Raw genomic sequence first — 21129 nt, 5'->3', positions numbered from 1 at the left:
CGGGGTGGCGCCGGGGGCCCGCGACAGGGCAGAGTAGCGGCGTGTCCTCGTCCGCACAGCTCGCCAACGCCGTGCAGGGTGCCCGCGCGGTAGCGGCGCAGGGCGACGTGCGGGGCGCGTTCGCCCTGCTCGACCAGGCCCTCGACGCGGCGACCGGGACCCTGGCCGGCGACGATCCCGACGTGCTCGCCGCGACCTGCGTGCTCGCGAAGTTCCACACCGACCTGGGCGAGCTCAGCGACGCCCGGCGGGTCCTGGAGGAAGGGCTCGCGGCCGGCTACCACCGCCTCGGCGACGGGCACGCGGTGATGCTCGCGCTCTCCTACGAGCTGGCCCGCATCGCCGACGAGCTCGGCAACGTGTACGAGGCGAAGCGCCGCTACGGGCAGCTGGCCAGGCTCGGGCCGGCCGCGCTCGGCGAGGACCACCCGAGCGTGCGGGCGGCCCGGCGGTATCTGGGACTGCCGGAGCCGGCGGGGGCCTTCCACGCGCCGCACCAGTCGGCGCCGGCCCCGTTCGAGCCGCTGTCCGCGCCGACGGGCACCAGCACCGCGCGGCCGGCCGCCTGGCCCCTTGAACAACAAGACGAACAACGGGACGAGCAGCGGGACGAGCGGCCCGTCTTCCACCCGGAGCCACGCGCCGGCGATGTCTGGCCGGCGCAGCCCGTACAGGCGCCGCTGTGGCGACCGGACGAGCACGACGACCATGACGACCCGCCCCACGCGGGCTGGCAGGAGGTGGACCAGGGCGTGCTGCAGCGCCCGGAGCCGCAGTCCTGGCAACGGCCCGCGCCCGTCTCCCCGCCACCGGCCTTCGCCCCCGCCGCTGCCCCCGCCCCTGCCTTCGCCGCCGACTCCGCCTACGCCGACCCGACGAGCGGTGCCGCCGCGTATCCCGTCAGCGGCGGCGCGGACCCGACGAGCGGCGGTGCGTATCCCACGAGCGGTGGGGCGTATCCGATGAACGGCGGCGCGTATCCCATGAGCGGCGGGGCGGTCGTGGAGCGGTTCGTGCCGCCGCTGCCGGTGCAGGACGTGCCGCGGCGGCGGTCGCCGTTCGTCGCGCTGCTGGTGATCCTGGTCGTGGCGGTGCTCGGCGGGGTCACCGCGGCGGTGGTGTCGTTCATCGCCGCCCGCCCCGACCCGCCCGCGGCGCGGCAGGAGGGCGGGGCCGCCCCCGGGAGCGGCGCGAGCGTGACGCCGGGGCCGAGCGCCACGGGCGCGGCGAACCCGAAGGCGCCCGCCGCGCTGAAGCTGCGCGACGACAAGACGTCCATCACACTGACGTGGACCGATCCGTCGAAGGGATCGGTGCCGTTCATCGTCGCCGGCGGCCAGCAGGGCGCGCTGCGGCAGCTCCAGGTGCTCGCCGCGGGCGCCACCACGTACACCCTCAACGGCCTCAACCCGAAGCTCGACTACTGCTTCACGGTTGCCGCCGTCTATGGCACGGACAGCGTCGCGCTGTCGGATCTGGCCTGCACGCAGCGCAAATAACAATGCGAACTGATCTAGACACGCCGGGTGTGCACCACACATCGACAGGAATATGATGGGCGCCGGTTTCGGGGAGGGGGCCGCATGGTGAGCTTTCGTTCGCGCAAGGGCGGCGGACTGGTCACGCTCGGCACCGTCGTGGGCCTGATCGCCGTCCTCGGGCTGACGCTGTTCGGCACCGGCGCCGCCAACAACGCGGTGGCCAGCTATGACGTCAGCTCGTGGCTGTGGAGCAACGACAAGGGCGAGGTGGCGCGGGTCAACGGCGTCACCGGCAAGGTCGACACCCGCACGAAGATCACCGACGCGCAGGGCCACACCATGCAGGTGACCCAGAGCGACCGGTTCGTGATCCTGCGGGACCTCAACACGGGCAAGATCAGCGTGCTGGACCTGACCAGCCTGACGCTCGGCGCGACGACCCAGGCGACGCCCGGGCTCGGCGTCACGGTCGCCGTGCACGACGACGTCGCGTTCATCGTCGACACCGTGCAGGGGCAGGTCCGCCAGCTCGACCCGGCGACACTGCTGCCGGTCGGCGAGACGGTGACGTTCCCGCCCGGGATCTCCGGCGGCACGTTCGACGACACCGGGCGGCTGTGGCTGCTGGTGCCGTCGGAGGGCACCGTCGTGGCGGTGAAGCCGGCCTCGACGAAGAAGCCCAGCAGCGGTGGCGGCCAGGGCGGCGGGCTCGCGTCCGACCCCACGAAGGTCAAGACCGTGAGCGTCGCCGACCCCAACCACGACCTGGCGCTGTCCATCCTGGACACCGGCGTCGCCGTGCTGGACAAGACCGCGACGACGCTGACCACGCTGCGCGGCGAGGCGCTCAAGAAGGTGCCGCTGCGCCTGGCCGGCAACGGCGCGATGCCGCAGCGCACCGTCGGCGGCGACGTGCCCGTCACCGTGGTGGACGACCGGCACGTCTATGTCGTCAACGGTGACACGGTCAGCGACTTCACCGTGCCCGGCGAGAGCCCGAAGCTGCAGCCGTGCGTGGCCTGGTCCGGTCGCTTCTACTGCGCCGACGACGCCACCGGCACCGTCTATGTGCTGGACGCCTCCGGCAAGGCGCTCGACACGATCCAGATCAAGGCCGGCGGCAAGGCCCTGGAGATCGAGGTCCGCGAGGACCGCATGTTCATCAACGCGCCCGGCGGCTCGACCGCGCGGGTCGTGGACTCCAAGCACCACGTGCAGGTCGTCGACAAGTACAACAACGACGTCGTCGGCGGCGAGGCCCCGCCGGTGCCGCCCCCGCCGCCCCCGGCGAAGCCGCCGGTCGGCCCGCCCGGCGCGCCGCCGCGGGTGACGGCGACGCCCGGCAACGCCTCGGCGCGGGTCACCTGGACCGCCGCGCCCGCCAACGGCAACGCCGTGACGAAATACGTGGTCGAGGGCGACGGCAAGCAGCACGAGGTCGGCGCGAGCCAGCGGGCGCTGGACATCACGGGCCTGACCAACGGGCAGTCCTACAAGTTCACCGTCTACGCGGTCAACGCGAAGGGCAACGGGCCGAAGAAGGCGGCCAACCCGGTCACGCCGACGTCGCAGGTGCCCGACGCGCCGGTGAGCGTCGCGGCGGTCGCCAACCCCGACGGCACCGTCACGGTCACGTGGCCGGCCGCCAACGGGCAGGGGCACAAGATCGTCCGGTACACGATCACGACCGTGTCCGGGGACGAGTCGAAGACGTTCGAGTCCGCGCAGCCGACGTTCAAGGTGCCGGCCGGCGAGCTGCCCTATGGCACGCAGGTCGCGTTCCGGGTCGCCTCGATCAACGACATCGGCGCCAGCTCCGGCCAGTCGCCGCTGAGCGCGTCGGTGGTGCCGTTCACGAAGCCGGGCGCGCCCGGCGGGCTGACCGTCCGCGCCGTCGCGACCAAGCGCGGCACGATCGTGGCCGCGTGGCGTGCCGCGGAGGACAACGGCGCGCCGATCACCGGCTACCGGGCCACCGTCAACGGCGTCCAGCAGGACCTGGGCACCGGGCTGTCGAAGGAGTTCGGCGGCTTCGGCGACAACGAGCGGGTCACGCTGGTGATCAAGGCGGTCAACAAGGCCGGCGAGGGCGCCGCGGCGAACGGCGCGGCCAGCACCCTCGCCGCGCCGACGATGCGGGTGGACACGGCCAACAGCCGTGCCGCGCTGCAGTCGATCACGGTCGCGTTCACCGCGACCGACGGCGGCGGCGCGCCCGCGAAGTGCCGGCTCGACGTCGCCGGCGTCGGCGCGGTGGAAAACGCGTGCGCCGGCTCGCTGACCATGGGCGGGCTGTGGCCCGGCACCGCCTACGACTACACGGTCACGGTCACCAACGCGGCGGGGATGACGGCCAACGGCACCGGTTCGCTGTCCACCCCGGCCTATCGCGGCACCGTGGTCTGCGGCGACACCAGCTACTGCGGGCACGGCGCGTCCAACGGCGGCATCTGGGTCTACCGGACGGCGACCCAGAACGGCACGTCCGTCGGCGACGTCTACGCTCCCGACAGCTACACCGCGATCTGCCAGACCAACGGGTCGAGCGTCAACGCGAAACCCTGGGGCGGCAAGCAGAGCGCCGTCTGGATCAAAATCAACTTCAAGGGCGAGAACTATATCCCGTACGCGTGGTTCGATCTGCCGAACGGCACCGGCCCGCTGAAGCAGTGTTGAGCACGTCCGGCAGGAGCACAGTGAGCACACCCGAACCACCCACGGGGTCCCAGCCCGTCCCGCAGCAGTTCGAGGCGGGTCCGCCGAGCGCCGAGGAGATCGCGGCGTCGGCGGACCTGGTCGGCCGGCTCGCCCGCAACGTCGAGTCGATCGTGCTCGGCAAGCAGCAGGTGATCCGGCTGACGATGACCGCGCTGCTCGCCGAGGGGCACGTCCTGCTCGAGGACGTGCCCGGCGTCGGCAAGACCACCCTGGCGCGGGCCATCGCGGCCAGCGTGCAGGGGCAGTGGCGGCGCATCCAGTTCACGCCCGACCTGCTGCCGTCCGACGTCACCGGGGTCACGATCTTCAACCAGGCGACCCGCGGCTTCGAGTTCCACCCCGGGCCGGTCTTCGCCAACATCGTCATCGCCGACGAGATCAACCGGGCGTCGCCGAAGACGCAGTCGGCGCTGCTGGAGGTCATGGAGGAGCGGTATGTCACCGTCGACGGCGTCCGGCACGCGGTGCCCAGGCCGTTCCTCGTCGTCGCCACGCAGAACCCGATCGAGATGGACGGCACCTACCGGCTGCCCGAGGCGCAGCTCGACCGGTTCCTGATGAAGCTCGCCGTCGGCTATCCGAGCGAGGCCGTCGAGATCGAGGTGCTGCGCGGCGCCGTGACCCGCTCGCCCGAGGCCCTCGACCCGGTCACCGACACCGCGGTGGTGGCGCAGCTGGTCCGGCTGGCCCGGCGGGTGCACATCGCCGACCCGCTGCTCGGTTACGCGGTCCGGCTGGGCAACGCGACCCGCGCCCACCCGCGGGTGCGGGTCGGGGTCAGCCCCCGTGGCGTCATCGCGCTGACCCGGGCCGCGTCGGCGTATGCGCTCATCGACGGCCGCGGCTATGTCGTGCCGGAGGACCTCAAGGCCCTCGCCGAGGCGGTCTTCGCGCACCGGCTGCTGCTGTCCCCCGACGCGCAGGTCCGCGGTGTCGCGCCCGGCGACGTCGTCCGCGAGGTGCTCGACGCGGTGCCCGTGCCGGTGCCGGCGGCCACGCCCGCGCCGGTCTGACGATGCGGCTGACGTCTCGGGGCATCGGCCTGTGCGTGGCCGCGCCGGTGCTGCTCGCCGTGGGGTTCGCGTTCCAGTATGCGCAGCTCACCGTCGTCGGCACGGCCGCCGTCGCCGCCGTGCTCCTCGGGTTCGCGTATGTGTGGTGGCGGCCGCGGCTGACCGTGACCCGCGCCGTCGACCCCGACCGGGTCATGCGCGGCGAGTCGAGCACCGTGACGCTCACCGTCGGCAACAGCAGCCGCCTGCGGGGCGCGACGCTCATCGCCCACGACCGGTGCGGCCCGGCGACCGTGCCGGTGCCGCTGCTGCGGCTCAAGGCCGGCGGCACCACCACCGCCAGCTATCCGGTGCCGACCGCCCGCCGCGGCGTCGTCGAGGTCGGGCCGCTGCGGGTGGTGCGGCGCGACCCGCTCGGGCTGCTGACCCTGGCCCGCGGCTACGGCGGGGTCAGCAAGGTGTGGGTGTATCCCACCGTGCACCACCTGACCGCCGTGCCGACCGGGGTGATGCGCTCCCTCGACGGGCGGGTCGACCGGGTGCCGCACGGCAGCATCACGTTCGACACGCTGCGCGAATACGTGGTCGGCGACGAGCTGCGGCACGTGCACTGGCGCACCACCGCGCGGATCGGCGAGCTGATGGTCCGCGAGCACCTCGACACCAGCCTGCCGCGGCTCGTCGTGCTGCTCGACGACCGGCTCGCCGCCTACCCCGACGCCGACCGCTCCGGGCAGTCCGCGCACTTCGAGTCCGCGTGCGAGGCGGCGGCGTCGATCGTGATGGCCGCGTTCCGCGAGGAGCTGCCGGTGGCGTTGCGGCTGGCCGGCGGGGCGCACGCGGGCGGCAAGGACACCCGCGGCTACCTGGACGTGCTCGCCGAGGCGACGCTGGGGGCGACCGACGGGCTCTCGCCGACGGTGGCGCAGCTGCGGACCAGCCGCGCCGGTGACACCCTCGTCTACCTCACCGGGGCCGGCGGCGTGGCCGACCTGGGCCGGGTGGGGACGTTGCGGGGGGCGTACCCGTCGCTGATCGCCGGCGCGTTCGGCACCGCCGAGGGGGAGGTCCCCACGGCCCTTCCGGGCCTGCAGGTCCTCACCGCCGCCGACGGCGCCGACTTCGCCGCCGCGTGGGACGGGGTCGGCGCATGGTGAGACGGCTGCTGATCGCGGTCGCGTTGCTCGGCATGCTGGTCATGGCCGCGTTCGCGCTGTCCCCGATCTATCACGGGCCGCTGCTGCTGCAGCTGATGGCGGGCGCCGCCGCCGGGTCCGTCGGCGTCAGCCTCGCCGCGCGCCGGCTGCCGGCCTGGACCGCGGCCCCGCTGAGCGTCCTCGGCCTGGCCGCCGCCGTCGTGATCGCCATGCGGGTGTCGGCCGCCGCGGCCGGCGTCGCCGGTGACCTCCCGGCGCTGCGGGAGGCGCTGCGCAACAGCATCCCGCGGCTGCTGCTGGCCCTGATCCCGATCGAGCCGGAGCCGGACACGGTCCTGCTGCCGGTGATCCTGACCTGGCTCGCCGGTCTCGCCGCCGGTGAGCTCGGGGTGCGCTACCACCGGGTGCTGCTGTCGTACGCCCCGCCGACGGTCCTGTTCGGCGGCGCGCTGTACCTCGTCGGCCCCAACGGCACGGCGGCCGGCTGGGTGCCCCTGGCGTTCTCGGGGTTCGCGGCGCTCGGGCTGATCGTGTCCAACCGGCCGCCGCCCGCGGAGACGGACACCGGCCAGAAGCTCAGCGCCGAGCAGCGCCGGACGCTGCGGCTGCGGGTGGGTGCCGGCGCCGTCGCCGGTCTCGCCGCGATCGTCGCGCTGTCGCAGCTGCTCGGCCCGAGCGTCGCGGCGAAGGTCGGCACCAGCCCCGCCGAGCCGCGCAACATGGTCACCCCGCCCCAGCTCGACTCGCTCGACGAGAGCCCGCTGGTCCGGTTGTCCGGCTGGGCGCTCAACCACGACCAGCACCTGTTCGACGTCGAGGTGACCGGCACCGACGCGCCGCCGCCGATCCGGCTCGCCGTCCTCAACGACTACGACGGCGTCACCTGGCGGGTCGGCGCCACCTACCGCAACGCCGGCCGGGTGCTCGCCGCCCGGCCCGTCCTCACCGACCCGCAGATCCGGCAGACGTTCCGGATCGCCGACCTCGACGGGCGGCTGCTGCCGGGGATGGCCACGCCGGAGGAGGTCAACGGCGTCCGGGTCGCCGTCGACACCACCGACGGCACCATGATCCTGTCCGACGGGCTGCGCAGCGGCCTCGAGTACAGCGTCGTGTCCCGCGCGCACCGCCCCGACGAGAACGCGATGCAGGTCGCCGACGTCCCCAACACCGACGCCGTCGCCCGGCACCTGGCGCTGCCCGGCAAGGTCCCCGACTCGATCGCGCAGCTCGCCCAGCACCTCGGGGAGGGCGTGTCGTCGCCGTACCAGCGGGCGTTCGCGATCGTCGGCTGGCTGTCGGAGCACTACAAGGTCGTCGGCGACGCCCCCAGCGGCCACGCCTACCCCAACGTCGAGTACTTCCTGTTCGGTCCCAAACAGGCCGGCGGGCAGAAGGGCACCTCCGAGCAGTTCGCGGCGGCGTTCGCGGTCCTCGCCCGGCTGATGGGCCTGCCGACCCGGCTCGCCGTGGGCTTCCGCGTCGACGCCGGCCGCAACGAGGTGCACGGCGGCGACGCCGTCGCGTGGCCGGAGGTGCTGTTCAACGGCGTATGGGAGCCGTTCGACCCGATGCCGAAGGCCGACACGGTCCAGCGCCCGACCGAGGACGACTTCCGGCCGAAGCCGCCCGCGTCGCAGCCGCCGCCGGAGACGGTGCCGGCCCCGTCGGGCTCCGCCGTCCCGCCGTCCGCGAAGCCCACCACGGCACCGGCCGGCGACGGATCGCCGCAGGGCCCGGGCACGCCGGTCGTGGTCGCGGTGTCCGCCGGCGCGGTATTGCTGCTCCTGTCGGCGTTCGCGGCGGTGGTACCGCTGGCGAAACGCACCCGGCGTCGCCGGCGGCTCGGGCAGGGCACCCCGCACCAGCGCATCGAGGCGGCCTGGGCGGAGGTCCTGACCGGCCTGCGGCTCGCCGGGCGGCCCGCGCCGCCGCACCTGACGGCGTCGGAGGTGGCCCACTACGCGGCGACCGCGGCCACCGGGCGGGCGCACTCGAAGCCCCGCGCGAAGACCGGGGGCGGCACCCAGGTCACGATCCGCTCCGCCACGCCACCGGTCGACGACCTCGCCGCGCTCGTCAACGCGGTCGCGTTCGCGGCACCGGCCCCCGTCCCCGCACCGCCGGCCTCCCGCGGGCCGAAGGGCGGGCGCGGCGCCGCGCCGGTCGCCGCGGCGACCGGCGGCGGACCGGGCGAGGAGCAGGCCGCCCGGGCCGCCGCGCAGGCCGTCGCCTACGTCGACGAGCTGCGCGCCAGGCGGGGGTTCTGGCGCCGTCTGCTGTGGACACTCGACCCGCGCCCGCTGTTCTGGAGATAGGCCGAGGTGCTCTGCCCCTGCCAGTGCTTGATGCTCTCGGGGTGGGTGTCGATGCTGCCGATGCCCTCGGGCAGGGCGCGGTCGGCGGTGACGTAGAGGTACGCGGGGACCGGGCGCGGAACTTCGCCATGGCCCTGTCCCAGCCGGCGCGGTCCTTCAGGAACTTAAGCCGGGCCTCGGGTCAGGATGAGGTCGGCGCGGTCCCGCGTGCCGGCGATGACCGCCGCGTTGCGCTCGTCGCTGCGCTCCACCCAGTCGTGGGCATCGTGCAGGCCGAGTCCCTTCGCCAGCTGGCGGCGCACGAGCGAGTCCTGCCGCAGGTCGTCGGGGGCGTCCAGGTACAGCGCCAGGTCCAGCAGCTCCCGGACGCCCGCCCACGGGCCTTCGTCGAGCAGCAGGTAGTTGCCCTCCACGACGACGACCCGGGTGCCGACCGGCACGGGGATCACGCCACCGATCGACTCGTGCAGGGTGCGGCTGTAGCTCGGGGCGTACACCAGGTGGTCCGCGGCCCTGAGCCGCCGCAGCAGGTGCACGAACCCGGCCGCGTCGAACGTCTCCGGGGCGCCCTTGCGGTCGGCCAGGCCGAGCCGGTCGAGCTCCACGTTGGACAGGTGGAAGCCGTCCATCGGCACGGCGACGCTGCTGTCGAGGGCCGCGGCGAGGGCCGTGGACAGCGTCGACTTGCCGGCGGCGGGAGGACCGCAGATGCCGATGATCGAGCGGCCGGACTGCTGCCGTACGAACGGCGCGACGACGTCGAGGGCATCGCTGAGGACGTCGGGCCGCCTCATGCTTCGGGGCTGTCGTCTGGCGACTCGAGGCTGGCGGCCAGGCCGCGCATGCCGGCCAGCCAGCGGTCGGTGTCGCTCGCCCGGTGCAGGTAGTACTTCTGGACCTCGGGGTGCGGCAGGATCAGGAACCGCTCGGCGGCGAGGCCCTCGACGACGGACCCGGCGACCGACTCCGCGGACAGGACCGCTCCCCCGGCGGCGGTGACCTTCGCGCCGATGTGCCCGGCGGCGAGCCCCTCCTGCAGCATCGGGGTGTCCACGCCCTGCGGGCACAGGGCGCTGACCTTGACGCCCTTCGCGCCGTACGTGATGGACAGCCACTCCGCGAACGACACCGCCGCGTGCTTGGTCACCGCGTACGGCGCGTCCCCGACGGCGGTCAGCAGCCCGGCCGCGGAGCAGGTGTGCAGCAGGTAGCCCCCGCCTCGCTCCAGCATGCCGGGCAGGACGGCGCGGGCGGAGTACACGTGCGACAGGACGTTGACGGCCCAGGTGCGCGCCCAGGTCTCCGCGGACGCCTCCAGGCCCTGGCCGCTGGTGATGCCGGCGTTGGCGCAGAACAGGTCGATGCGGCCGTAGCGCTCCTCGGTCTCCGCGACGAGCTCGGCGACCTGCCCCTCGTCCGTGACGTCGACGGCGACCGCGGTGGTGTCCCCGGCCACGTTCCCCGCCAGTTCGGCGGCGGCGTCGCCGTCGAGGTCGGCGAGGACCAGCCTGGCCGCGCCCTCGGCGGCGAACCGGTGGGCCATGGCGGCGCCGATCCCGCCGGCGGCCCCGGTGATGACGACGATCTTCCCGTCGATGTCCACTACCGCGCCCCCAGCGTCCGTATCGTGTCCAGCAGCACCTCGGGACCGCCGGCGGTGAGCTCCGGCGTCGGCAGCAGCGCCATGACCGGGGTGGTGACGCCCGCGTCCGCGTACCGCTGGACGTGCTCCCGGCACCGCTGCGGGCTGCCGTGCACGATCAGCGCGTCGACGACCTCGTCGGGGATCGCCGCGAGCGCCCCCTTGCGGTCCTTGGCGGCCCACGCGTCCCACATCGTCTTGAGCACCTCGCCGCGGCCGAGCCAGCGGTGGAAGGCGGCATACGCGGGCACGGTCAGATACGCGGCGATGAGCCTGCGGGCGGTCTCCCGCGCGGCGGTCTCGTCCTCCGTCGGGCAGACGAAGATGCGGGCCGCCACCTCGAACCCGTCCGCCGCCCCGGCCAGCTCGCGCCTGACCGTCGCCACGTCCTCGACGGACAGCCAGTTGAGCACGGTCCCGTCGGCCTCGGCCGCCGCCAGGCGGAGCATCTTCGGGCGGAGCGCGGCGAGCAGGAGCTTCGGCGGCAGGGCCGGCGGCCGCTCGAGGCGGAAGCGCCTGACCTGGAACGTGTCGAACGCACCGTCGACGACCTCGCCGGACAGCGCGGCGCGCAGGAAGCGCAGCACGTCACGGCTGCGCTCGAACGGCCGCTCGAACGGCACCGCGTTCCAGTCGCCGACGACGACCGGCGACGACGCGCCGATGCCGAGCGCGACCCGTCCCGGCGCCGCCTCCGCCAGGGCCGCGGCCTGCATGGCGATCAGCGCGGGACCGCGTGTGAACACGGGGACGATCGCGGTGCCCAGCCGCAGCCGCGGCGACCACACCGACGCCAGCGCCAGGGGCGTGAACGCGTCCGTGCCGGAGACCTCGCTGGTCCAGACGTCCGTGAACCCCAGATCCGGCAGTGCCTGCAGCAACCCCGCGTGCTCGGGCAACGGCACACCGGCGAGCGGCACCGTCAGCCCCCATTGGCTGGTCATCAACCGATCATCTCCGCGACACGGCTAGTGTGGCAAGCGAGAGGGCTGGGTAGCATTCCGCAGGTTTCCCACACTGTTCCGTGTTCGTTCCGCGTTCGACCGATCGAGAAGGAGCAACCTCATGCTGGGCCTGGAAAAGAAGCTGATGAAGGAATGGGAAGGCAAGAGCGCCCAGGAGATCGCGGACGCCCCCGTCACCGCGATCGCCGGCGTCACCGAGGCCGACGCCGAGAAGCTGCAGGCCGCCTTCGGCATCAAGACCGTCCGTGACCTGGGCACCAACAAGTACTTCCGGTGGGCGCAGGGCCTCGTCGCCCTCGCTGACTGAGCTCCGCCCCTCCGGCCGTCCTCGCTTCGCCTTGTCGCGGGGGCGGCCTTCGTCGTGCCTTGGGGGGTGCGGGGGCGCGCTACGTTGGCGGGATGCGACGGCGTCACGTGCTCACCCTGGCCGCCGCCGGCGCGGTGACCGCCGGCTGCTCGCCACGGCGCCGTCCCGCGCCCACCGCCACCACCACCGCGCCGGCCGGCACCGCGCCCGCCGGGCTCGTCTTCCCGGAGGGCTTCGCCTGGGGCGCGGCGACGTCGGCGTACCAGGTGGAGGGCGGCGCGACGGCGGACGGCCGGGGCCCGTCGGTGTGGGACGTGTTCAGCCACACCGCCGGCCGTACCCGCGACGGCGGCACCGGCGACGTGGCCGCCGACCACTACCACCGCAGCTACGAGGATCTCGACCTCATGCGCGGCCTCGGCCTGAAGAGCTACCGCTTCTCCATCTCCTGGCCGAGGGTGCTGCCGACCGGCCGCGGCACCGTCAACGCGAAGGGCCTCGACTTCTACCACCGGCTCGTCGACGGCCTCCTCGCCCGTGACATCACCCCGGTCGTGACCCTGTTCCACTGGGACACCCCGCAGGCGTTGCAGGAGGCCGGCGGCTGGGAGCGGCGCGACTGCGCCAAATGGTTCGCCGACTACGCCTCCGCCGTCTGCTACTCCCTCGGCGACAAGGTGCAGACCTGGCTCACCGTCAACGAGCCGAAGACCGTCGTCGAGGTCGGGTACACCGCGGGCATCCACGCACCCGGCGTCCGCGACCGCCGGATCGCCAACGTCGCCGGCCACCACCTGCTCCTCGGCCACGGCCTCGCCGTGCAGGCGTTCCGGGCCACCGGCCGCAAGGGCCGCATCGGGATCGCGCTCAACCTGTCCCCCGCGTACCCGGCGGAGGACTCCGACGCCGCCCGCCGCCAGGCGGTCATCGCCGACGCCGAGGAGAACCGGCGCTGGCTCGACCCCGTGCTGCTCGGCCGCTACCCGGACGACTGGCTGGCCACGCAGGCCGCCGGGGCACCGTTCCGCGCCGCGCTCCAGGACGGCGACCTGGCGGTCATCGGCGCGAAGAGCGACCTGCTCGGCGTGCAGTACTACAACCCCGCCTACGTCACCGCCAAGGGCGCCCGCGTCCAGAAGCACCCGACGACCCAGGCGACCTGGCAGGAGGTGTACCCGCAGGGCCTCTACGACCTGCTCACCCGCATCAGGCGCGACTACGGCGACGTCCCGCTCACCATCACCGAGAACGGCATGCCGTCCCTCGAACCGGTCGACGACCAGGACCGGATCACCCTCCTGCGGGACCACCTCACCGCCGCCCACCGCGCGATCAGCGAAGGCGTCCGCCTGGAGGGCTACCACGTGTGGTCACTGCTGGACAATTTCGAATGGGCCGAGGGCTACTCCCAGCGCTGGGGCATCATCCACGTGGACTACGCCACCCAGCAGCGCCGGCGCAAGGCCAGCGCCGACTGGTATCAGCAGGTCATCGCCCGCAACGGCATCTGACAGCACCTATCCCAGCCACCCCGGCCGCACCAGCCCCGCCTCGTACGCGAACACGACCAGCTGCGCCCGGTCCCGCGCCCCCAGCTTGATCATCGCCCGGCTGACGTGCGTCTTGGCCGTGGCCGGACTCACGAACAGCCTCGTCGCGATGTCCTCATTGGACAGTCCCGCCCCGACGAGCGCCATCACCTCCCGCTCCCGGTCCGTCAGCACCGCCAGGGACATCGGCGCGAGCGGCGCCCGCGACCGGCTCGCGAACTCCTCGATCAGCCGCCGCGTCACGCCCGGCGACAGCAGCGCGTCCCCCGCGGCGACCGCCCGCACCCCCCGCAGCAGATCGACCGGCTCGGTGTCCTTCACCAGGAACCCGCTGGCACCCACCCGCAGCGACTCGAACACGTACTCGTCCAGGTCGAACGTCGTCAGAATCACGATCCTCACCTGCCCGAGCCGCGCGTCGGCCGCGATCCGCCGCGTCGCCTCCAGCCCGTCGAGCACCGGCATCCTGATGTCCATCAGCACCACGTCGGGCAACGTCTGCACCGCGAGCCGCACCGCCTCGGCCCCGTCCGCCGCCTCCCCCACGACCTCGATGTCGGCCTGCGCGTCGAGCAACGCCCGGAACCCGGCCCGCACCAACGCCTGGTCATCGGCCAGCAAGACCCTGATCACCCGCACTCCTCCCGCCCACCCGGCACGCGCCACCACCTGGCCGCACCCCATGGACATCTCCGCTGCCCGCCGTGCCACTGCCGGGACGCTCCCGGCGTTCCCGCGGCCCGCGACGACCACCACGGACGCTCGCCCCTGAGCGTCCCCGCAGCCCACGACGATCCCGCAACCCGGAACATCCCGCTGCCCCGACCGCCCCCACACCTCCGGGCGAACCTACGGCCAGGGCAATGCCCGCACCGTGAGGCGCCCCCGCGGCCGGGGCGGTGTCCGCGCCGCGAGACGTCCCCACGACCGAGGCAATGCGCGCATCTCCAGGCGAGCCGCACCGCCTCGGCCCCGTCCGCGCCGCGAGGCGCCCCCACGACCAGGCCGCGACCGCACGCCCTGGGGCGGCTTCGCAGCTCACAAGAGCCCCGCCGCCCCGCGCAGTTGCCGCAACCCGGGACGACCCGGCAACCCGGGACGACCCGGCGAACCGGAGCGACCCGGCGAACCGAGGCGACCCTGCAGCCCACGGCAGTGCGCAGCCCTGGGCAATTCCACGGCCTGAGGCAGCTCCGCGGCGCGATGCGACCCCATGAGCCGGGGCACTCCCACGACTGGTGGTCACCCGGCAACCCGAGACGACCTGGCAACCCAAGACGACATGCCAGCTCAAGGCGACCCGGCGACCCGGGACGGCCCGGTAACCCGAGGCGATCTCGCAGGTCATGACGGTCCCACAGCCCTGGGCGTATCAACGATCCGAGGCGACCCCACAGCCGGAGCAGACCCGCGGCCCTGGGCAATTCCCCAGCTCGAGGCGCCCCCTCGATCCGAGTCGATTCCGCAGCGCGAGGCACCCACGTGGCTCAGGGCGGCGCTGATCACTGCTCCGCCTCGGAGCGGTCCTGGTGCTGCTTGCGATCCCGACGCTCCCCCGGCCGGTGACGATCCTGACCGTCCCTGGGCGGCGTGTGACGGTCCTGACCGTCCCCGGGCGGCGTGTGACGGTCCTGACCGTCCCCGGGCGGCGCGTGGCGGTCCTGCGGCTCGGGGCGGTCCGGGCCGTCCCGGCGAACGGGAATCCTGGCACGGACCTCGAAGCCGCCACCCGGGCGCGGGCCAGCCTCGACCACGCCGCCGAACGCCGCCGCCCGGTGCCGCATCCCGGCGATCCCGTTGCCGCCCGTGGTGGCGCCGCCGGTCCTCGGTGCGGCGCCACCTTCCGGCGCGGCGCCGGCCGTCGAGGCATCGGCCTTCGGCACCGCACCGGCCTTCGGCACCGCTCCGGACATCGGTGCGGCTCCGGGCATCGGTGCGGCTCCGGGCATCGGTGCGGAGCCGCCGTGCCACCCGGGCCCGCCTCCGGCCGCCGGCTCTCCAGCCCACGACCCTCCTGCCCTCGACCCTCCGGCCGCCGGCTCTCCAGCCCTCGACCCTCCGGCTCCCGTCCCTCCGGCCGCCGGCGCGGTGCCCGCCGTCTGCGTGGCACCGGGCGTCGGCGTGGGGGCGCCGGGGGCCGGCGGCGTGGGGCCGGGTCTTGCTGCGGCGGAGAGCTCTCCATCGGCAGGGTTTCCCGGGCCGTGGGCGGGTGGCCGGGTGGCGTCCAGGTCGGTGGCGGCGGTGCCGTGGCCGTCGTCGGTGATGAGGAGGGTGAGCTCGCCCGGGGCGTGGCCGACCACGATCGTCGCGGCGGCGCCCGGGCCGGCGTGGCGGCGGACGTTGGTGAGGGCCTCCTGCACGATGCGGAACGCGGCCCGGTCCACCTGCGGTGGCAGCGGCGCCGGGGTGCCGGCCGTGTCGACGGTGACGGGCAGGCCGACGGCGCGGGCCTCCTCGACGAGGCGGTCCAGGTCGCGCAGGCCCGGTGCGGGGGTCCGCGGCGCCGCCTCGCCGGGATTGAGGCCGGCGAGGACGGAGCGGGTCTCGCGCAGGGCCTCGGCGCTGGCGTGCTTGATGGCGGTGAGCGCCACCCTGGCCTGCTCGGGCTGCTCGTCCATGAGGTGCAGGCCGACGCCCGCCTGGACGTTGATGAGGGACAGGTGGTGGCCGATGACGTCGTGCAGCTCGCGGGCGATCAGCAGGCGCTCGTCGCTGGCCTGGCGGCGCTCCTGCTCGACGCGCGCCTTCTCCTCCTCGGCGCGGGCCACCTGCTGCTGCGCCGACCAGTCGCGGGCCATCTGCGAATACCGCATGCCGCGGACCCGGGCGGCCTCGCCGAACCCCGCGATGACGAGGCACCACACCCCGATGAGGATCACGCGTGACGCGGACTCCTCGCCCCGGACCAGCACCGCGAAGACGGAGAACGCGGCGGCGACGGCTGCCCAGGTCAGCCAGCGGTAGCCGGAGGCGAGGGCGGTGAACATGGCCACGATCGCGGCGACGAACCCCGGGCCGTCGGGATAGCCGAGACTGAAGTAGGCCGCGGTCGGCACCAGCGCCCCGATCAGCGACACCAGCGGCCAGCGCTCGCGGACGAGCAGGGCGAGCGGGCCGGCGACCAGCAGCAGATAGCCGGTGCGGTCGAGGACCTCGGTGCCGGTCGAACCGTAGGCGGCGGCGCGGGTGCCGAGGACCTGGACCAGGGCCATCATCACGACGATCCCGACCGGGTGCGGGCCGCTCCACCGCCGGCGTTCGTGCCGCTGCATGGACTGCATGCGGCGCGCGAGGCGCGCGGCATGCCGGGCGTCGCGCGCCTCGCGCAGCTCCCGGGTCCACGGCGGTCGTCGTCTCACAGACGCCAAGGTAGTGCAGGGCCGGGACCTGCGGCGTCGCCTTCAAGTGCCACGGGGGTGTACTCCCTGGGTCGTACACGGGGCGCCGGGGTGCGACCCGCGCAGTACACCACGACACGACACAGGTGCGACGCGCTCGCCGCCGCCGGTCGGCAGGCTGTGAGTCAACAAGGAAGGGAGGCCGAGATGGCCGGCGATCGGGTGCGAGCCTCCGACAAGGAGCGCGAGCAGTACGCCAGCATGGTGCGGGCCGGGATGACCGAGGGACGGCTGACGCTGGAGGAGGGTGAGGAGCGGCTCGCGCAGGTCTACGCGGCGAAGTTCCGCGACGAGCTGCCGCCGCTGACCGCCGACCTGCCGGAAGGCGGACGGCGCGGGCTGTTCGAGCTGCCGGAGACGCAGGCGGAGTTCCTCCGGCAGGGCAGGCGGCACCTGGCCCGGCACGGCGCGTTCGTGGCCGTGATCGCGGTGGCGCTGACCGGGTTGTGGGCGCTGTCCGGCGCGCACTTCTTCTGGCCCGCGATCCCGCTGTTCTTCCTGGTGCTGAGCGTCTTCAAGCACGCCCGCTGGCGGCGCTGGGCGGCGGCGTCGGGTGGCGCGCCGTGGGGGCGGCGGCACTGGGGGCACCACCACGGCCCGTGGGCCGCGGCCTCGGACCGCCAGGGCTGGGGCTGAGCACACCGCAGCAGCGGGGCGCCGCCGGACGGCGCGGTGCCCCGCCGACGACGAGAGGCTGGTCTGGCATGTACCGAACCGAGCTCAAGGGCCGGGTCGCGGTGGTCCTCGGCGGTGCCGGTGGGGTCGGTGCCGCGGTGTGCCGGCTGCTGGCCGCGCGGGGCGCCCGGATCGCGGTCATCGGCGACGACGAGAGCGAGCTGCAGGACCTGGTCGACGAGCTGCGGTGGGTGGGTGCCGACGCGGTCGGCATCCTGTCGACCGGGGCCGACACCGCATCGGTGCACGCGGGGGTCATCCACGAGGTCGGCACGCCCGATCTGCTGTTCGTCGTCGCGGGCGCCGGCGGCGCCGACTTCCGGGTGAGTGTCGACAGTGGACTGACGGGCACCTACGAGGCGTTGCGGGCGTTCGTGCCCAGCATGGCCGAGGCGCGGGCCGGTTCGGTGGTGACCGTCGCGCCGTTCGGCACGGACGCGGCGACGAGCGCTGTCGGCGGCGGGGTGACCGCGCTGACGCAGCACGTCGCACGTGAGGTGGCGGCGTCGGGTGTACGGGCGAATGTCGTGTCCTGGACACCGCACGCCGAGCGGGTCGACGATGTGGCCTTCGCCGCCGTCTACCTGGCCTCGGACGCGCCGCCGACGATGACGGCGACGACCTTCGACGTGGCGGGCACGTATTCACGGCTGTAGCTCCTATGTACGAACGGGGGTACACATGGAATAGTCCCGATCATGATGGGCTCTTCGCATGCGCTTTCCGGGGCGGCCGTGTGGCTGGCCGGCTCGCTGGCGTTGGACCAGCTGGCCGACTTCCACCAGACGCCGTTGCAGCTCGCGGTCGGCACGGCGATCTGCGCCGGCGGCGCGCTCCTGCCGGACCTGGATCTGTCCGGCCGGGTCACCACCCGGCAGGGCGGTGCGACGGTGGCCCACACGTTCGGGGTGCTGACGCTGTTCCTCGCCGAGGTGGTCGAGAAGTTCTCCCTCGGCGTCTACCGGCTCACCCGGCTCAAGCACGACCCGCGCCGCCGCAACGGGCACCGCACGCTGACGCACACGATCATCTTCAACGTCGGCGTCGGGTACGGCACCCTGGCGCTGTGCGAGGCGTTCGGCAAGTGGGCCGTGATGGGCGTGCTGTTCTTCGCGTTCGCGATGGCGCTGCGCGGCCTGTTCGAGCGGTGGGCGGAGCGGGCCGGCTGGCTCGTCGTGACCCTGGCCGCCGCCGCGGCCGCCTTCCTCGTGTGGGAGCGACTGCCCGGTGACCGCGGCTACCCGCTGCTCGGCATGGCGGTCGGCGTCGGCGGGCTCATCCATCTCGCCGGCGACATGATCACCCGGCACGGCTCGCCCATCTTCTGGCCGATCCCGACCGGCCGGCGGCTGTGGCGCAACATCGGCCTGCCGCACTCGGTGGCCCTGACCGCCGGCGACAAGACCGAGACGGTCGTGCTGCGCATCGTCTTCACCACGGTCGCCATCTTCGCCGGATCCATGCTGATCGCGCCGGTCCTCCTCGACAGGTTCAACATATCCGTGTGAACGATGACGACGAGGTCCCCGCGTTCTGGCGGGCGCTGGGCCTGCCCGGCCTGTTCGACGTGCACACGCATTTCCTGCCCGAGCGCATGATGCGCAAGGTGTGGGCGCACTTCGACGCCGGAGGGCCGCTCGTCGGGAGGCCGTGGCCCATCCGGTACCGCGGCTCCGACGCCGAACGCGCCGGGCACCTGCAGAGCATGGGGGTGCGGCACTTCACCGCCCTGGCGTACGCGCACCGGCCCGGCATGGCGGCCGACCTCAACACCTGGACCCTCGACTTCGCGGCCCGCACGCCCGGCTGCGTGCCGAGCGCGACGTTCTTCCCCGAGCCGGGGGTGCCCGGGATCGTCGACGCGGCGCTCGCCGGCGGCGCCCGCATCTTCAAGGTGCACCTGCAGGTCGGTGGTTACGACCCGAACGACCCGCTGCTGGAGCCGGTCTGGGGCCGCCTCGCGGAGGAGCGCGTGCCGGTGGTCGTGCACGCGGGTTCCGGTCCCGTCGCCAACGGGTACACCGGCCCGGGCCCGTTCGGCGAGGTGCTGCGCCGCCACCCGGCGCTCGTCGCGGTCATCGCGCACTTCGGCGCGCCCGAGTACGAGGGTTTCCTGGACCTCGCCGACCGGTACGCGAGCGTCGTGCTCGACACGACGATGGTCTTCACAACCTTCTTCCCGGGTTTCCCGCCGGAGCTCCTCCCCAGGGTGGAGGAGCTCGGCCACGCCGGCCGGGTGCTGCTCGGCAGCGACTTCCCGAACATCCCTCACCCGTACGCCCACCAGCTCGACGCGCTGCAGCGCCTCGGGTTCGGCGACGACTGGCTGCGCGCGGTCTGCTGGGGCAACGCGGCGGGCATGATGGAGCGGTGACGAACTCCTTCCACGGTCTGGCGGAGCTGGTGCTCGCCGGCCCCCAGTACCGGCGCAGCGGCACCATCCGGCTCAGGGTCACCCCGGCCGGTTTCGCCACCGTCGCCGCACCCGACGTGCAGGCCGAGGCTGACGCGCTCGTCGTCGGCGGGCGGCGCATCCCGTACGACGGGCAGACGTACGCGGAGCTGGCGGCCGCCGCCGGCCTGGACGCAGGCGTGCCCGAGGGGGTGTACAAGGACCACTCCGGCGCGCAGCCCGGCGACCGGTTCGTGCCGACCGGCGCCGCCACGATCCTCGGCGCCCTCGCGGCCGGCGACGCGGCGCTGCGCAGCTTCGCCCCGGACGCGACGCCGGTGCTGTGGCCGGAGCACTTCGACGTCGGCATCTCACTCGACGAGGTGAACTACGGGGTGTCCACGGGCGACACGGCGATCGCGGAGCCGTACGCGTACGTCGGGCCGTGGACGCCGCGCGAGGGTGACTTCTGGAACGTGTCGTTCGGTGCCGCACGGCCCTTGAGCGCCCTCGGCGACGCGGCCGCGGTGGCCGCGTTCTTCGCCGAAGGCCGCGCCGCCGCCTGATCCGGGGTCAGCACCGCCGGCACCGGCCGGAGCGGGTCGGCGGAAGGTCTCAGCGGCGCTTGATCCACCAGATGATGCCGAACACGGCGGCGAAGCTGGCGGCGGCGGTGACGACATACGGGACGGCCCGGCGCACGACCGAGCCGACCCCGGTCACCGCGAGCAGATCGATCGGCTCCACCCCTTCGCCGGGGTCGACGGAGACCGAGGCCTCGGACAGCGCCGTCGGCGCCGGCCGTGCGCCCTCCCCGGAAACAACGGTGGCGGCGGCGGCCCGCTCCGGCGTCGCCGCACCGGCCTCTGGCGCCGCACCGGCTTCTGGCACCGCGCCCGCGGCGAGCTTGCCGGCGAGGCAGTCGGCGAACTGGCCGATCAGCTTCGCGCTCACGTCGCCGATGAGGCCGCGGCCGAACTGGGCGGCCTTGCCGGTGACGTCGAGGTCGGTGGCGACCTCGACACGGGTGGCGTCGCCCTCGTCGTGCAGGGTCGCGGTCACCTTCGCCGCGGCGGTGCCGCCGCCCCGGCTGTCGGCGCCGTTCGCGGTGATCACGACCCGGTGGGCGGTCTCGTCGCGCTCGACGAAGTGGCCCTTGCCCTTGAAGGTCAGGCTCACCGGGCCGAGCTTGACCTTGACGGTCCCGGCGAAGTCGTCGCCCTCGAACGAGGTCAGTGCGGCGCCCGGCATGCACGGGGCGATCCGCTCGATGTCCAGCAGCACCGCCCAGGCCTGCGAGACCGGGACGGGCACGGTGAAACTGTGTTCCAGCAGCACGGTCGTCAGACCCCCAGCACTCGGCGGCACGGCCCGCGGGTGACCCGGGCCACGCTCCGACCATAGACCCGTCCCGGAGGGACCCTCCCCAGGGGACGGATCAACCACCAGAGGTCGCCCCCGACCCGTAGGACATCCTAGGAAAATACCGAAACCCGGCCCCCCAGCGGGTAAA

The 21129-nt window shown here is 73.9% G+C and carries 18 protein-coding genes; 12 read left to right on the top strand and 6 right to left on the bottom strand.

Features of this window, described 5'->3' with window-relative positions; all coding sequences use genetic code 11:
• Positions 1–41 precede the first annotated feature (41 nt).
• The 5 genes from ACZ6TV_RS20800 (at position 42) to ACZ6TV_RS20780 (ending at position 8687) form a co-directional block, all read left to right on the top strand.
• The gene (locus tag ACZ6TV_RS20800) at positions 42–1499 is read left to right on the top strand and encodes a fibronectin type III domain-containing protein (RefSeq protein WP_465298838.1); all 1458 of its coding nucleotides are present in this window, start codon (positions 42–44) and stop codon (positions 1497–1499) included.
• An 84-nt stretch (positions 1500–1583) separates the two neighbouring features.
• Positions 1584–4157 carry a fibronectin type III domain-containing protein gene (locus tag ACZ6TV_RS20795; protein ID WP_465298837.1) on the top strand — a complete coding sequence of 858 codons (2574 nt, stop codon included), beginning with the start codon at positions 1584–1586 and terminating at the stop codon, positions 4155–4157.
• 98 nt (positions 4158–4255) lie between these two features.
• Complete coding sequence (locus ACZ6TV_RS20790) at positions 4256–5212, top strand: AAA family ATPase (protein WP_465298977.1); 957 nt, start codon at positions 4256–4258, stop codon at positions 5210–5212.
• Between the two features lie 2 nt (positions 5213–5214).
• Positions 5215–6369 carry a DUF58 domain-containing protein gene (locus tag ACZ6TV_RS20785; protein WP_465298836.1) on the top strand — a complete coding sequence of 385 codons (1155 nt, stop codon included), beginning with the start codon at positions 5215–5217 and terminating at the stop codon, positions 6367–6369.
• Entirely contained in the window at positions 6363–8687 is a 2325-nt protein-coding gene (locus tag ACZ6TV_RS20780) for a transglutaminase TgpA family protein (RefSeq protein WP_465298835.1), read from the top strand. The genes ACZ6TV_RS20785 and ACZ6TV_RS20780 overlap by 7 nt, the downstream gene beginning before the upstream one ends.
• 164 nt (positions 8688–8851) lie before the next feature.
• On the opposite strand, the gene ACZ6TV_RS20775 is transcribed toward ACZ6TV_RS20780, so the two are convergent.
• From ACZ6TV_RS20775 to ACZ6TV_RS20765, 3 genes are read right to left on the bottom strand one after another with little or no spacing between them, the layout of a single operon-like run.
• Entirely contained in the window at positions 8852–9481 is a 630-nt protein-coding gene (locus ACZ6TV_RS20775) for a nucleoside/nucleotide kinase family protein (protein ID WP_465298834.1), read from the bottom strand.
• Complete coding sequence (locus ACZ6TV_RS20770) at positions 9478–10290, bottom strand: SDR family oxidoreductase (protein WP_465298833.1); 813 nt, start codon at positions 10288–10290, stop codon at positions 9478–9480. Before ACZ6TV_RS20770 ends, ACZ6TV_RS20775 begins: the two co-directional genes overlap by 4 nt.
• Entirely contained in the window at positions 10290–11255 is a 966-nt protein-coding gene (locus ACZ6TV_RS20765; protein WP_465298976.1) for an LLM class F420-dependent oxidoreductase, read from the bottom strand. Before ACZ6TV_RS20765 ends, ACZ6TV_RS20770 begins: the two co-directional genes overlap by 1 nt.
• A 139-nt stretch (positions 11256–11394) precedes the next feature.
• Here ACZ6TV_RS20765 and ACZ6TV_RS20760 point away from each other — a divergent pair, with 139 nt between their 5' ends.
• On the top strand, positions 11395–11601 hold the full coding sequence (locus ACZ6TV_RS20760; protein ID WP_465298832.1) for a hypothetical protein: 207 nt from the start codon (positions 11395–11397) through the stop codon (positions 11599–11601).
• Positions 11602–11693: 92 nt separating this feature from the next.
• Positions 11694–13112 carry a GH1 family beta-glucosidase gene (locus ACZ6TV_RS20755; RefSeq protein WP_465298831.1) on the top strand — a complete coding sequence of 473 codons (1419 nt, stop codon included), beginning with the start codon at positions 11694–11696 and terminating at the stop codon, positions 13110–13112.
• Between the two features lie 6 nt (positions 13113–13118).
• Here the strand turns inward: ACZ6TV_RS20755 and ACZ6TV_RS20750 are convergent, their stop codons facing one another.
• Complete coding sequence (locus ACZ6TV_RS20750; protein ID WP_465298830.1) at positions 13119–13784, bottom strand: response regulator; 666 nt, start codon at positions 13782–13784, stop codon at positions 13119–13121.
• A gap of 869 nt (positions 13785–14653) precedes the next feature.
• Positions 14654–16510 (bottom strand): histidine kinase, encoded by a 1857-nt coding sequence (locus tag ACZ6TV_RS20745; protein ID WP_465298829.1) that lies wholly within the window; start codon positions 16508–16510, stop codon positions 14654–14656.
• Between the two features lie 186 nt (positions 16511–16696).
• Between ACZ6TV_RS20745 and ACZ6TV_RS20740 the strand changes: the two genes are divergently transcribed.
• From ACZ6TV_RS20740 to ACZ6TV_RS20720, 5 genes are all read left to right on the top strand, one after another.
• The gene (locus ACZ6TV_RS20740; protein WP_465298828.1) at positions 16697–17185 is read left to right on the top strand and encodes a DUF1707 SHOCT-like domain-containing protein; all 489 of its coding nucleotides are present in this window, start codon (positions 16697–16699) and stop codon (positions 17183–17185) included.
• Positions 17186–17253: 68 nt separating this feature from the next.
• Positions 17254–17880, top strand: coding sequence for an SDR family NAD(P)-dependent oxidoreductase (locus ACZ6TV_RS20735; RefSeq protein WP_465298827.1), 627 nt, complete (start codon positions 17254–17256; stop codon positions 17878–17880).
• 42 nt (positions 17881–17922) lie between these two features.
• Positions 17923–18732, top strand: coding sequence for a metal-dependent hydrolase (locus ACZ6TV_RS20730; protein WP_465298826.1), 810 nt, complete (start codon positions 17923–17925; stop codon positions 18730–18732).
• The gene (locus tag ACZ6TV_RS20725) at positions 18729–19598 is read left to right on the top strand and encodes an amidohydrolase family protein (protein ID WP_465298825.1); all 870 of its coding nucleotides are present in this window, start codon (positions 18729–18731) and stop codon (positions 19596–19598) included. Before ACZ6TV_RS20730 ends, ACZ6TV_RS20725 begins: the two co-directional genes overlap by 4 nt.
• Positions 19595–20182 (top strand): hypothetical protein, encoded by a 588-nt coding sequence (locus tag ACZ6TV_RS20720; RefSeq protein ID WP_465298824.1) that lies wholly within the window; start codon positions 19595–19597, stop codon positions 20180–20182. The genes ACZ6TV_RS20725 and ACZ6TV_RS20720 overlap by 4 nt, the downstream gene beginning before the upstream one ends.
• 49 nt (positions 20183–20231) lie before the next feature.
• On the opposite strand, the gene ACZ6TV_RS20715 is transcribed toward ACZ6TV_RS20720, so the two are convergent.
• Entirely contained in the window at positions 20232–20954 is a 723-nt protein-coding gene (locus ACZ6TV_RS20715) for an SRPBCC family protein (RefSeq protein WP_465298823.1), read from the bottom strand.
• Positions 20955–21129: the final 175 nt, after the last annotated feature.

The organism is Dactylosporangium sp. NPDC051087, from assembly GCF_055586325.1.
The sequence above is the reverse complement of the archived record's forward strand: the minus strand, read 5'-3'. Positions and strand labels throughout refer to the sequence as shown.

Bases quoted from the DNA above. Each gene is read 5' to 3' on its own strand.
- ACZ6TV_RS20795 (WP_465298837.1), top strand. From the start codon at position 1,584: ATGGTGAGCTTTCGTTCGCGCAAGGGCGGCGGACTGGTCACGCTCGGC.
- ACZ6TV_RS20785 (WP_465298836.1), top strand. From the start codon at position 5,215: ATGCGGCTGACGTCTCGGGGCATCGGCCTGTGCGTGGCCGCGCCGGTG.
- ACZ6TV_RS20780 (WP_465298835.1), top strand. From the start codon at position 6,363: ATGGTGAGACGGCTGCTGATCGCGGTCGCGTTGCTCGGCATGCTGGTC.
- ACZ6TV_RS20775 (WP_465298834.1), bottom strand. From the start codon at position 9,481: ATGAGGCGGCCCGACGTCCTCAGCGATGCCCTCGACGTCGTCGCGCCG.
- ACZ6TV_RS20760 (WP_465298832.1), top strand. From the start codon at position 11,395: ATGCTGGGCCTGGAAAAGAAGCTGATGAAGGAATGGGAAGGCAAGAGC.
- ACZ6TV_RS20755 (WP_465298831.1), top strand. From the start codon at position 11,694: ATGCGACGGCGTCACGTGCTCACCCTGGCCGCCGCCGGCGCGGTGACC.
- ACZ6TV_RS20740 (WP_465298828.1), top strand. From the start codon at position 16,697: ATGGCCGGCGATCGGGTGCGAGCCTCCGACAAGGAGCGCGAGCAGTAC.
- ACZ6TV_RS20735 (WP_465298827.1), top strand. From the start codon at position 17,254: ATGTACCGAACCGAGCTCAAGGGCCGGGTCGCGGTGGTCCTCGGCGGT.
- ACZ6TV_RS20730 (WP_465298826.1), top strand. From the start codon at position 17,923: ATGATGGGCTCTTCGCATGCGCTTTCCGGGGCGGCCGTGTGGCTGGCC.